At 48.1% G+C, this 13,521-nt stretch carries 8 protein-coding genes; 5 read left to right on the top strand and 3 right to left on the bottom strand.

Annotation, left to right across the window (positions count from 1 at the left end):
* Positions 1-11: 11 nt before the first annotated feature.
* Positions 12-530 carry a hypothetical protein gene (locus FEN17_RS07310; RefSeq protein ID WP_138364612.1) on the bottom strand — a complete coding sequence of 173 codons (519 nt, stop codon included), beginning with the start codon at positions 528-530 and terminating at the stop codon, positions 12-14.
* Positions 531-769: 239 nt separating this feature from the next.
* On the opposite strand from FEN17_RS07310, the gene FEN17_RS07305 reads away from it, so the two are divergent.
* Together FEN17_RS07305 and FEN17_RS07300 are read left to right on the top strand one after the other, a co-directional pair.
* Positions 770-1,240 carry a low affinity iron permease family protein gene (locus FEN17_RS07305; protein WP_138364611.1) on the top strand — a complete coding sequence of 157 codons (471 nt, stop codon included), beginning with the start codon at positions 770-772 and terminating at the stop codon, positions 1,238-1,240.
* A 34-nt stretch (positions 1,241-1,274) separates the two neighbouring features.
* Positions 1,275-1,943, top strand: coding sequence for a hypothetical protein (locus FEN17_RS07300; protein ID WP_138364610.1), 669 nt, complete (start codon positions 1,275-1,277; stop codon positions 1,941-1,943).
* A gap of 104 nt (positions 1,944-2,047) precedes the next feature.
* Here FEN17_RS07300 and FEN17_RS07295 read toward each other — a convergent pair whose 3' ends face one another.
* Positions 2,048-2,752 (bottom strand): hypothetical protein, encoded by a 705-nt coding sequence (locus FEN17_RS07295; RefSeq protein ID WP_138364609.1) that lies wholly within the window; start codon positions 2,750-2,752, stop codon positions 2,048-2,050.
* 412 nt (positions 2,753-3,164) lie between these two features.
* Here FEN17_RS07295 and FEN17_RS07290 point away from each other — a divergent pair, with 412 nt between their 5' ends.
* Positions 3,165-5,753 carry a BamA/TamA family outer membrane protein gene (locus FEN17_RS07290; protein ID WP_205748107.1) on the top strand — a complete coding sequence of 863 codons (2,589 nt, stop codon included), beginning with the start codon at positions 3,165-3,167 and terminating at the stop codon, positions 5,751-5,753.
* Positions 5,754-5,778: 25 nt separating this feature from the next.
* Here the strand turns inward: FEN17_RS07290 and FEN17_RS07285 are convergent, their stop codons facing one another.
* The gene (locus FEN17_RS07285) at positions 5,779-8,139 is read right to left on the bottom strand and encodes a mechanosensitive ion channel family protein (RefSeq protein ID WP_138364608.1); all 2,361 of its coding nucleotides are present in this window, start codon (positions 8,137-8,139) and stop codon (positions 5,779-5,781) included.
* Between the two features lie 170 nt (positions 8,140-8,309).
* Between FEN17_RS07285 and FEN17_RS07280 the strand changes: the two genes are divergently transcribed.
* Complete coding sequence (locus FEN17_RS07280) at positions 8,310-9,413, top strand: Gfo/Idh/MocA family oxidoreductase (RefSeq protein ID WP_138364607.1); 1,104 nt, start codon at positions 8,310-8,312, stop codon at positions 9,411-9,413.
* Between the two features lie 169 nt (positions 9,414-9,582).
* Complete coding sequence (locus tag FEN17_RS07275) at positions 9,583-13,416, top strand: hybrid sensor histidine kinase/response regulator (RefSeq protein WP_171037862.1); 3,834 nt, start codon at positions 9,583-9,585, stop codon at positions 13,414-13,416.
* The last annotated feature ends 105 nt before the right edge of the window (positions 13,417-13,521 follow it).

Raw genomic sequence — 13,521 nt, 5'->3', positions numbered from 1 at the left:
TTTTGAATAAACTACCGGTAACCGGGTACGGTGATCACGTCGGTTTCGATCTGGTTGCTGACATTCAGCGCCCTATCCCTGATCCTCACTTTGTATTTAATCTCAATCGGCTGCGTGCTGTTTCCGTAAGGCCAGTAAGCGTTGAAATCCAGCTTGCCTTTGATGGGGCCTTTGGTTTTGGTAGGTTTTAAAAGCGGCATCCATTTGGCCGAATCCACATCGGCTATTCTTTCCGACCAGGTGCCGTCCAGCGCTCTCGTTACCGTAACCAGCTCATAATTTCCCCGGTTGCCATAGCGCGCCCGGAATACCGGGTCGGAATATTCCTCGGGACTAGCGCCCAGATCACCATCACCATCTTCAAAATCAATCATCACGGTTACCCGCTCTTTAATTTTTTTGCCACTCGCATCTACCTCGGTAGACTGGCTAATACCATTGTAATAAATCGCCGGTGCATCACCAAATTCGGGTATAGTCACACAGCCTGCCGTCACCAAGATCAGGAGTAGAAGTTGTCTGGATTTCATGGCTTTAATGAGATTTTGAATGTTGAAAAATGCATAAAACATTTGTAACCGAAGATGGTTAAATGTATGCAGAAATCAAAGTGTGGCGCGCGTCTCTTTTAAGTAGCGTATGGGTAATTTGCGGGCCGGAAAGGGCATATTTTTAAGTTAAATTTCAATTAAAATAGTTCTGCTTGTTTTTTTTAAAGAAAACTGGCACGTAGTTTGAGAATCAGGGATAATCTTTACACTCTACAAATATGGCTAAGAAAGTCAGCGAAATATTTGAGGATATTTCCACCAAAATTACCTGCTGGACAGGCAGTTCAGTCGCATTCATCACTGCCTTTTTGATCATTATTGTATGGGGAGTTACCGGCCCCGTCTTCCATTATTCCGACACCTGGCAGCTCGTCATCAATACCGGTACCACCATCATCACATTCCTGATGGTTTTTATTATTCAAAAATCGCAAAACAAAGATTCGAAAGCTATTCAGCTGAAACTCAACGAGCTGATTGCGGCAAGTAAGTCCGCTAGTAACCGGATGGTTGACATTGAGGATTTGTCAGAGGCTGAGCTAGATGTTTTGCACAAATTCTACCAGCGACTTTCCGACGAGTCAGAGGCGGATGATGACATTCACCGCTCTCACAGCATCGATAGTGCGGAAAGATTGCAGGAAGCCAAGCAAAAGCTGCGGGAAAAAAATGGGCAGGAGAATGCATAGATTTCTATGGCTTTTGTTCTTGTCCACTGTTTTCATGTCTTGCAACGCTTTGAAAGACAGTCCGAAATACAAGTTGACCGACGGATTGTACCAAACCAAAACCCAAGGGAAAAAGTCTCGGGTATATGTCAAGAATGATGGCGATTCGATCCTTGTTTACAAAGTCGAAAAAGGCTGGAAGCAGCTGAAACCCCAGCCCGAACGTTTAAAACCAACCGTTTACGCCGTCGGAAAAGGAGATAAGGAGATCGAGTCGAGCAATTACCGCAAAAGTGCCTTCGACCTGGATGTGCTGACGATGCCATTTAAGTACCGGCCTTCGACCAGATCATTTTCGCCCCAGCTCAGCAACCACCTCAACGGTGCAATTTACATCGGCTATCGCCGCGACGCCTACCAACTTTCGTACAACCAAAATCCAATCGGCCAGGTAAGCCAGCACATCACCCACCTCGGACTTTCGGGCGGCTTCGCAACCGGCATCGGCGTCACACCCATGAATCCCTGGGTAACCCAAAACAACATTAACGTCGAATACGACGGCTTCATCTGGTCCAAAGCCCTCGTCATCATGGCCGCAGTCGAAAAACTAAATTTCGGTTTAGCCCTCGGCATGGATCATTTGCTGGAATCAAATAAGAAGTACTGGATTTACCAGGGAAAGCCTTATTTGGGGTTGACTGTGGGGTTGAATTTGAATTAGGTAGGGACAATACGATTAACTTCACCAGGATGATTTTAACAAGAACCGGACTTCCAAGGTTGCCCGGTTCCAATAAATATACTAGCCTTGTTTCAAGCGCTAAATCAGTCCAGCTGCTTAATTGCGTTCGGCCCAACTGAAATGTTTGCATAGCCAGTAACATTTGCTCCTGCCACATTCACACCAAACCCTAATTTTGCCTTATCAGCTACGGCCTTAAAAACTATTGTTTGTGGTATCCACTGACCTGTCTTACCATGAAAATTCGTTTCAAAGTAATTTACCGGAGCCAGGTTGAAATGCGTTATTGTAAGAATGGCGGACTTTACATAATCAGTATCCCAGGTCTTGGTTGTCGATATAAGTACATTGATAGCATAAGTCTTGCCTGGTGTAAGATTCTTAATTGTTGCATCAACATATGAACGTGCCCCGCCGCCTGCATATTCGATTGCCGATGTCGTAATAAATGAAGCGGTTTCATCATTGCCTCGGAGTGCCTTTATCCACGGAGCTATACCCCATAAGCTGGTCGATGTTGAAGTGCCGGTTGGTACGTTTGCATTCCAATTTGAGTTTGTCCAGCCCACAGCTTGGCAACCTTTGCAAGCAAGTCCCGCTGTCTGGGGAATACTGGGAGCAAGGTCATTGATTTTTGCATTACCATCAAGGTCATTTAAATCTGATGTAAGATCAATCCGTGGCTCCGGCGCCTGCGCCTCCTCCTTCGAGCAACTACTCATAAACATAGCCGCTCCCATAAAAACTGCACTTATTCCCAACCGGGAAATTTTTGATAAACTGTTCATTTTCTAAAAATGGTTTTTGTTAAAAATATTACCGATGCGAAAATGAGCTATATCTTCTTTACACTGAGCGTATACCTTTCCTTCGGTAGATGTGGGTTAACTAACGGTTTTCAGCTGAAGAGGTCTGCGAAAAAATGGGAACAGTGATTTTGTGACATTCTAAGTGCTCGTAGAAGTAACTCGTGGTTGGAATGTTTGTGTTTCCATTTCCCAAAACCAAAACCACACAATAGCATGTACCAATGATTGGGCATCGTTACATTAGGTGCCAATGATCCGGTGGCTTTGCGGAAATTCTACGAACATAAAACTCGGCTGGTTCGGGCAATGCAACCGGTCACAAGCCGATCAACCATTTATAAGCGTTGCATTTCGCTTATATTGCGGCCCGGCTCCACTTGAAGTCTTGCCTATGCCTTGTTTTTTACGCGCCAAAAGCTGTTGTTTTTTTCTTTTTCTGCTGCCAGCCTGGCTCATAGCACTCCCTGGATTAGCACAAACTGAAAATGACAGCATATCTGTCGCAGTTGGGCCGGAGTATAATGATGTTGGAAAATTGCACCGTTTTTTTCTGGGTAGTCATAACCGTGCGGTTTGGGGTGCGCCGGTGAAGATGCGGGTTTTACATTTATTCCAGGAAAAAGGCGGGATGAAGATTTTGCAGCTTGGCGGCGGAAATCAGACGCGCTCGCTGCGCCTGGCGGATACTTCGGGTCATCAGTGGGTGCTGCGGACTTTGCAAAAATTTCCCGATCGCAAGTTGTCCAGCGACTTGAAAAATACCATCGCTGCCGACATTCTCAAAGACCAGGTTTCGGCTACGCATCCTTTCAGCGCGCTGGTGGTACCGCCGCTGGCCCAGGCGTTGGGCATTCCGCATGCAAATCCGGAGATCGTTTTTCTGGCGCCGGATCCTGTTTTGGGCAAATACAGTGCCGACTTTGCCAATCAGGTTTTCCTCTTCGAGGAACGTGCGCCGCTGGATGCGGATAAAACGGTGAATACCCAGAAAGTCCAGGAAAAAATCCGTGACGATAATGATAACTGGATCGACGACAAGCTGGTGCTGCGCGCGCGGCTGCTGGATATGCTGCTTGGCGATTGGGACCGGCACGAAGACCAGTGGCGCTGGGAACGCATCAAGGGCAAAAAAGGCGATACTTACCTGCCGGTACCGCGCGACCGTGACCAGGTTTTTTACAAAACAAATGGTCTCCTGCCGTGGATCGTTTCGCACGGCTGGCTCCGCTCCAAGTTTCAGGCTTATGACAAGGAGATCAGGGACATTAAAAGCTGGAATCTGCAAAACCAGTCTTTTGACCGATATTTTCTGAGCCAGATAGGTGAAAATGACTGGAAGGAACAAATCGAATACGTCCAGAAAACATTGACAGACGAGGTTTTTACGAATGCGATGCGGCTGATGCCCGATACGATTTTCAAGATTTCGGGAGAGGATATCATTGCTAAATTTAAAGCACGACGGGAAAATTTGACTTGGCAGGGACTTGAATATTACCGTTTTTTGGCAAAAGATGTGGACATTCCGGGCACCGACAAGCATGACAATTTTGACATTCAAAACAATGCGGATGGCAGCATGAAAGTGGCCGTCAATAAAATAAAAAATGACGGCAGCATTGATCATGCAACTTACAACCGCACTTTTTACCCGCAAATCACCAAGGAAGTGCATGTATACGGCTTTGATAACAGCGACCGGTTCAACATTTCCGGCACAAAGCCATCGCCGATCAAGGTCCGCATTGTTGCGGGAGAAGGTCGGGATAGTGTCAGCATAGACCCAGATTTACATGATAAAAAGCGCATTTTTATTTATGATAAAAAAGGAAGTGAAAACAATTTTCCAAGGCGCAGTCAAGCCACATTCAGGCTGTCAAATGATTCACTGGTAAATAGTTATGACACTAAAAGTTTCAGGTACGATCGTTTTGCATTGGTGACCAGCGCTACTTATGGCGTGGACAAAGGCGTGTCGCTGCTGGGCGGGTTTAGTTATGAAAAACATGGCTTTCGGAAAGAACCTTATGCCTATCGCCACGAGTTTCTGGCGGAATATTCCATTGCGCGGGAATCGTTTCTGATTACCTATAATGGTGATTTCAAAAAAGCTTTGGGAGATTATCACAATCTGATGATCAATGTCCGATCGCGGGGCCCGAACAATGTGAGCAACTTTTTCGGGATCGGGAATGAGACGGTTTTTGTGAATGAGGGTTTCAAGGACATTAACTATTACCGCAACCGCTACGAGTATGTGACGGGCGATGTTTCGGTGTACCGCGACTTAAAAAACTGGCGTTTCAGCGGCGGGTTTGCAGGCCAGTTTTATGGCAGCAATCCTGAAAACAACAGGAAGAAATTTTTGAGCGAATACAACATTCAAAACCCTCAGGAAAAGGTATTTACGGACAAAGGTTATTTCGGCGCTACGGTCTCCGCAAACCTCGATACGCGCAACAAGGGCATTCAGCGGCTGGGCGGCATTTATTGGAACAACACGGCCAGCACATTCACCGGCATTTCGGGCACCAGTAAAAAATACCTGCAATTATCATCGGAATTCGGATTTACATTAAACCCGGGGCGAGATTCGACCTGGATCATTATCAACAGGACGGGTGTAGGGGCTGTATTTGGCGCGCCGGAGTTTTTTCAAAAGGTGAAATTGGGCGGCCAGACGACTTTGCGCGGCTTCAATACCGGCCGGTTCACAGGGGACAAAATGGTTTATAATGACCTGGAAATGCGTCTCAAAATCTTTGATTTCCGGTCTTATCTGCTGCCGGGCTCGGTCGGGATTATTGGGTTTAATGATGTGGGCCGCGTGTGGGTCCCGAAAGAAAATTCTTCCAGATGGCACGATGGCTATGGCGGCGGCATTTATGTGATCCCGGCGCAAATGCTGGTTTTGGAAGCGATTGTCGGAACTTCCAAAGAGCGGACGATTGCTTACATTTCGCTCGGACTTAGGCTGTAAACCAGTTAATGCCAGCGTTTTCAAATCACATAACCTTGATATTATTTTCCTTGAATTTTCTGTAAAGCGTTTCGAGAACGTAGCTCTTGAAAGTAGCGTCGGCATAAACACTTTTTACCCAAACAAGAATTTTCAGTTCTACATTATCCGCGCCAATGCTGTTGAAAAGAATTTGTGCCGGGGCATTTTTGACAATGTCCTCACCTTTTTCAATGGTTTCGTTCACGAGTTTTTTTACAAGGTCCAGGTCCGATTCTACATTGACCTTGAAAATGATCTCGCTTTTCAGCTGCGTATTTTTCTGGGTATAGTTCACGAGCCGCCCGGAGAGCAGATCACCATTTGGAATGATCACCCGCGAACCCTGGGAAGTAAGCATTTTGCTTGACCGGATGCCGATATCGAGCACTTTTCCCTTTTTATCCGCCAGCTCAATGTAGTCGCCGATCGTAAATGGTTTTTCGAAAATCAGGATGATACCGGATACGAAATTGTTGATAATGTTCTGCAAACCCAGCCCGATACCGACGCCCAGCGCGCCGATCAGCACGGTGATTTTGTCCAGCGGCACACCCGACGCCATGACGGCAAAGAGGAAGCCAACTACGATCACCAGCAGGCGGACCAGTGCCAGCTTGGAGGTCTTTTCAATTTTTGTGGTGCTGCCGAAAGTATTGTCGGTTTCTCCGAAAACGATGCCGATGTTTTTTTGCAGCAAATTGGAAAGATAAATGATCACCGCGAAAAACAGAATGTTGGCAAGCGTGAAAGTAATGTTCCCGAACGTCCGTGGTTTGATCAGCAGGTGCTCAAAGAAATTGACGATGAAATCGATGATACTGAGGTTGATGGAAAACACAATGATCCACAGCAGCACCGAAATGAACGCCAGCATTTTACGAAATTTAGCACGCGTGCGCGGCACATTGACCCGCGAAAAAATCCCGCCGGAGCATGAGCTGACCTTGATATGCAGTTCCAGCGCCTCGGTAACAATTTCGACAAAAACCGCCAGACTCAGGATCTGGACAAGCCCGCTGATGGCCGTCATGTTAAAAGATTTCGCCAGGCTGATCCGCCCCAGCACATTCAGCAAAACCGCGCCGACATTCAGGATAACATAAATGATGACGACAGGTTTGATAAATCTTTTGTCAAAACTCGCCTCTTTCATTTTGTGGTATAGCCAGATCCCGAAGTAGATCGAAACCGCATTCAGCAGGATCAGCAGGAGTCGGAGCAGGAAGGTATCGTTGACAAATGCATTCGTAAAAATCACCAGTACATATAAACCCAGAATCCTGAACCAGACTTGTAACTGGTTCTTGGGTAACCTTTTATATAAAAAAACAGTAAGTGTGACCAGCAGGAAAAACTGGTTGACCTCAATGTAAATCGAGGGTGAGCCGGGTTCGAAAAGCGGGGTGAGGTTGAATAAAACGACCAGCGTGGAAAGGATCGGGATGCGGGTGAGGTAGCTCAACTGCATGGTGCCGAGGTCGGCTGCGATTTTTGGCTGGGCAGCGAGGCGGAAATTAATATAAATCCACCAGAAAAAACCGGCGCATACCAGCAGCAAAAAAATCCGGTTGTCCCACGTAGAGTTGAGAAAATAACGTAAGATTTTGTCCTGCCCGAGGTAGGAAGTTTTGACGAGCTCGCCAATGTTGTCGGAGCTGTTTGTCCGCGGCGCATTCCATAGCAGCCGGTACTCGCGGCTGAGCACATTCCTGCCTGATTCGGCTACATAATCATCAACAATCGATTGAAGGTCAATAGTTTGAAAATACACGGCAGATACGTCAGCAAGCAGCTTACTGACTGTATCGAGGTTGGCTACCGTCACTTTTCCGGTGTTTTGGAGACGGGTTCGCAGGTCGGAAATCTGTTGGGCGTAGAGCTTTCGCTGGGTGGTATCAGTACCGTCAGTCATGAGCAGCGAATCACGGCTGAACCGGATCACCTGCTCGGACATACGTTGCAGCTGCATGTTATATTTCGAGAGCGATTTACGCCACTCGGCCGTTTTCAGCTGGGCATCGGAGAGGATCAGACGGTAGTTGAGCAGGCTTTTATTGTCGGGGATGGTTTTGGTAACCTGCATCGCCGAATCGATCTGCGTTACATTGGTTTTGATTCCGGCAAGTTCACCGCGTATTTTATCCCCATCATACCCCTTTTTGTTGGCACCGTTCATTTCAGTGATCGCAGCCTGGTATTTTTCCAGACGGAACAATAGGGTATCAGGAATGAGCTTGCTAGAATCGGTGGGAACCGGCTGATTTTGTGCCAAAACCGGCCCGGAGATGCGGATTATCAGGAAAGATAAAAGAAGGAACCACCGCTGATTGGGTACCAGCGGCTTCCGGCAAATGCATTGCTTCATAGTGGATTAATCGGGTGTCATCGCCGGAAACCAGCAAATTACATGCCGACTATTTTTTTGAATGAGACAATCAGTAGATAAGAGGCTCCCGAATGTTTTGGTCTGAATGTGACGACGGCGCTACGTGTCCTGCCGACACATTTTTCTCCACTCCCTAATCCAAACGAGCTATGCAAGTTGAAAGACGTGATTTTTTGTCCAAATTAACCCTCGCGAGTGCAGCCCTGGCCGGGGCACCGACGCTTTTGTCAAATGCCTGGGCAACAGTTTTACCCCGACCCGCCAAGGAAAAACTGGGCGTTGCATTGGTCGGTTTGGGATATTACAGTACAGACCTGCTGGCTCCTGCGCTGCAAATCACGGAGAAATGTTACCTCGCGGGCATTGTGACGGGCACGCCGGCCAAAGCGGAAGCCTGGAAAAAGAAATACAACATTCCTGAAAAGAACATTTATAACTATCAGAATTTCGACAAGATCGCCGACAATCCCGATATCGACATTGTGTACGTAGTTTTGCCGCCGTCGATGCACCGGGAATATGTGGTACGGGCAGCGAAGGCCGGGAAACATGTTTTTTGTGAAAAACCGATGGCGCCTTCGGTGGCGGATTGTGAGGCGATGATCAGTGCCTGCAAAAGCAATAAGGTAAAACTGGCGATCGGCTACCGCTGCCAGCACGACCCGAACATTCAAGCTTTTATGAAAGTGGCGAAGGACCAGAAGTTTGGAAAAGTAAAAATGATTACCAGCGCGGCAGGCTACTTCGATGCGCGAACAGATCACTGGAAACAGAAAAAAGCCCTCGGCGGTGGCGTGATGGGCGATATGGGCGTATATGCATTGCAGGGCGCGAGACTGGCGACGGGCGAGGAGCCGATCAGCGTAATTGCCCAGGCTTCTACCACCCGGCCGGAAATTTACAAGGAAGTAGAAGAAACGATGATGTTCATGCTCGATTTCCCCAGCGGCGCACGTGCTTCCTGCCAGACCAGCTACGGGATCAACATGAATTTCTTGCAGGTAAATTACGAAAAAGGCTGGCTTAAAATGGAACCTGCTTCGGCTTATAATGGCAATAAAGGCAGTATGTCGGACGGGACGATCATTGATGTACCTATTAAAAGCCAGCAGGCCAAGCAGATGGACGAGGACTGTCTGGCGATCATCAACAACACCGACCTGATTGCGCCAGGCGAGGAGGGATTGCGGGATACGCGGGTCGTGGAGGCGATTTACAAGTCGGTTGCGACGGGGAAAAGTGTCAAAATTTAGCGCGCCGAAATGAGGGGTTGAGAAGAACAGTTCTAATTTTCATGCGATTACCCAAATGTTAGGGGATAGTCCTAAGTAAGCCGTATATTTCTACAAATTTACAAAGTAGTTTTATGCCTCTAGGAAAAGCATGACGCGGAATATTTGCTGTCTTTTTTATTGTTTATTGATGCAGCTCTTTGCGTCAACCGCATTTTCTCAGAGTAAACCCATCCATTTCAGACATATTTCCGCGGAGAACGGATTAATCGACAACAATGTAAACTGCATTTTTCAGGACAGCAAAGGATTTATCTGGATCGGTACGAACGGCGGGCTCAACCGGTACGACAGTCATGAGTTCAAAGTTTATAAAAATGATGAGCAGGACGAAAACACCCTGAGCAGCAATCACATATCGCACATTACCGAAGACAAATCCGGGAATCTCTGGATCGCGACGGCAGGCGGCGGGCTCAATGTGCTGGACCGCAGCCGGAAACATTTCAAGGCTTATGCTTCTGACCTGAATAACAATAAGAGCATTTCGGGCAATTTTATCAGCCGGATAGTTTTTGATAAAAATGGAAAATTATGGCTGGCCACCACCAACGGCCTCGATCTTTTTGATCCTGAAAAAGGTGTAGTAATTACTCACTATAAATTTGGCCTTAAACAAACCGGCGGCGTGCACGGTGACCGGGTCAATACGGTGTTCTGCGACCGCGAAGGCCGGCTGTGGGCGGGTACTGCGGCGGGCTTGCAGGTACGTGATCCCAAGACGGGTGCTTTCCGGAGATTTGACAATAACACCGAGCTGGCCGCCACGCTCGACCGTGAAGATGTGCGTACGGTTTTTCAGGATAGCAAGGGCAATTTCTGGATAGGTGCTTACGGTGGCGGCCTGCATGTATACCGGCCTTCCGACGGCTCTTTCCGGCATTTTGGACATGAGACGGGAAATGCCGCCAGCTTGTCCAACAATCATGTGATGAGCATCAGCGAGAACCAGGGCGAGATATGGGTCGGTACGGAAAATGGCGGGCTGAACATTCTTGACCAGGCAACCGGAACATTCCGGACCCAGGCGCACGATGCGATTGACCCCAGCAGCATCGGCGGGAATTCGGTGGACTACATTTATAAGGACCGGCAGCAAAATTTCTGGCTGGGCGCGTATGCAGCAGGTGTTAGCATTTACAAAAGCGACAACAGTTTCCAGCATTACCGGCATAATTCTTCGAAAAACAGCCTGTCCAACAATTTTGTCCTCTGCTTTTACGAAGACCCGAAAAACAATTTGTGGATCGGGACCGATGGCGGCGGCCTGGATATGCTGGATCCCAAAACGCAGCAGTTCACGGCGCATCATTACGTGGGACCAGGCAAAGGTATTTCCGGTGATTTTGTGCTGGCCGTCGTAGCGGATGCGCAGCAAAAATTGTGGGTAGGTACCTGGGGCAGCGGGTTGAGTGTTTTTGATCCGGAGACTGGCCGCTCGGAAATGTTCAAACATCAGCAGGGTGTTGCTAATTCTTTGTATTCCAATAACATCTATGCAATTGCCCGCACACCGGATGGTAAAATCTGGCTGAGTACATTCGGTGAGGGTGTCGATTGTTACGATCCTGTCAAGAAGGTTTTCAGGCATTATCTGGGCAACGAAAAGGATCAGAAGGCTTTGTCGGGAAATACCGTCAACTGTTTTTTGAATGATAGCAAAGGAAATCTTTGGATGGGCACGGATGAAGGTCAGCTGAACCGGTACAACCCGGCTACGGATTCTTTCAACCGGTTCAGGATTTCTGATGCAAAACGTGCGGCAAACAGTTCGATTAACTGCATGACGGAGGATAAAAACGGCATTTTATGGCTGGCAACATTGAAAGGCCTGGTGCGTTTCGATCCTTCTACCGGCCGGTACAAAGACTACACTACAAAAGACGGGCTCATCAATAATGTGACCCAGGCCGTGATCATCGACGATATGGGCATGTTGTGGGTGAGCGCCACGGGCGGGCTTTCCATGTTTGACCCAACCCTGGAAAAGTTTCAGAATTACTCGGTAGCTTACGGCCTGCAGGCGCGCGAATTCAAGCAAAAATCAACATTCAAAGACCATGAGGGGAATTTGTATTTCGGTGGGGTGAACGGTTTTAACAAATTCAATCCACGCCAGCTGAGGCAGGAGCAGGGCGACTATCCGATTGTGGTCACGAGGCTGCGGATCTTCAACAAGGATGTGACGTCAGCGGCGGACAAGCGTCACCAGCCGGTCTTCGCAGGCGATATTTCGGAGGCAAAAGAAATCACCTTATCCTACAACCAATCCTTCATTACACTGGATTACGCGGCGCTGGATTTTGTTTCTTCTGCCAAGAATTACGCTTACAAGCTGGAAAATTTTGACGAGGACTGGAATGATGTTGGCGGCAAGAATACGGCGGTTTACACCAATCTCCCGCCGGGTACCTATACTTTTTATGTAAAAGCGCAGAACATTTCAGGTACCTGGGTGATGGGTCGGCAGGCGCTTATTATTATCATCAAACCGCCTTTTTGGGCTACCTGGTGGTTCAGGCTGCTGATGGTCAGCCTGATTATCTGCGGGGTGTATCTCTTTTATAATTACCGCCTGAATGCGATCGTCAAGCAAAAAGCACAGCTCGAAAGGCTGGTGGAGGAGCGCACGATGATGGTGCAGCGGCAGGCGGAAGAGCTGCATGCCCAGTCGGATCATTTGCAGGCTTTGAATGAGGAACTGCAATCGCAGTCGGAAGAGCTGCGGACGCAGACCGAGGAATTGTACGAGCAGCACGAGCAGGCGGAGGCGGCGCGGGAAGAAGCGGAGCGGGCCAACCAGGCTAAAAGTATTTTTCTCGCCACGATGAGCCACGAAATCAGGACGCCGATGAACGGGGTAATTGGCATGACGGCGCTGCTGGCGGAGACGGAACTCACTGAGGAGCAGGAGGATTATACGAAAACGATAGCTGCTTGCGGGGAAACTTTGGTGAATGTGATCAATGATATCCTGGATTTTTCCAAAATCGAATCCGGCAAGATCGATCTGGAAGCACATGAGTTTGAGCTTCGGCGGACTGTGAAAGAAATGACCGATCTTTTTGCGTCCCAGGCGTCCCGGAAGAACATTGATCTGCTGTACCGGATCGAGCCGGACCTGCCGAATTTCCTGATCGGCGATAGCCTGCGGCTGAAACAAATTCTAACAAATCTGATCAATAACGCATTGAAATTCACTTCGAAAGGGGAAGTTTCGGTGCATGTGTATAAACATTCCGAGCCGCAGCACGGCGAGATCGGCGTCGGATTTACGGTGCGGGATACCGGGATCGGGATCAAGCCGGAGCATCTGGCCAATTTGTTCAAGCCTTTTTCACAGGTCGATTCCTCCGTGAACCGAAAATACGGCGGTACGGGGCTTGGGCTGGTAATCAGCGAGCGACTGGTGCGTCTGATGGACGGCAGTATCCGGGTCGAAAGCGAATTTGGGAAAGGGTCTGCGTTTCATTTTCACATTGTTACCAAATTTGTTGACAAAAATTCAAGTTCTGACAAATTGCATGCTGAACCACAGGCAGATACGAAATTACTGGAACGTGATTTTTCCCTGCAATTCCCGATGCGGATATTGGTGGCAGAGGATAACCTTGTCAACCAGAAGTTTATCGATTATGTGTTGAAGAAGCTGGGTTTCGACATTTCCATCGTGAGCAACGGGCTGGAAGTGCTGGAAATTTTGAAGCAGGAAGTTTTCGATGTGATCCTCATGGACGTGCAAATGCCGCAAATGGATGGACTGGAAGCGACTACGGTCATCCGTAAATCCAGTTTGACACTGCCCTACATTGTGGCGCTCACTGCCAATGCTTTAAATGAAGACCGCGCGAGGTGCCTGGGCGTCGGGATGGATGATTATATGGTGAAACCGGTGAAGCTCGAAGTAATCAAGGAAGTGCTGAAACGCGCATTTCAGAGGATCCACCAGGCAAGTTTGCAGTGACGTATCCAGGTTATCTGCGCGTGAGGCGAAATGTCAGATAAATTTTCGGATGTAATAAGTAGAGAAAGGCCAATATATAATTTTGTTATATATTGGCCTTTATTC

The sequence above is a fragment of the Dyadobacter luticola genome, assembly GCF_005860805.1.
Lineage (GTDB): Bacteria > Bacteroidota > Bacteroidia > Cytophagales > Spirosomataceae > Dyadobacter > Dyadobacter luticola.
This window is presented reverse-complemented; position numbering and strand designations above follow the sequence as displayed.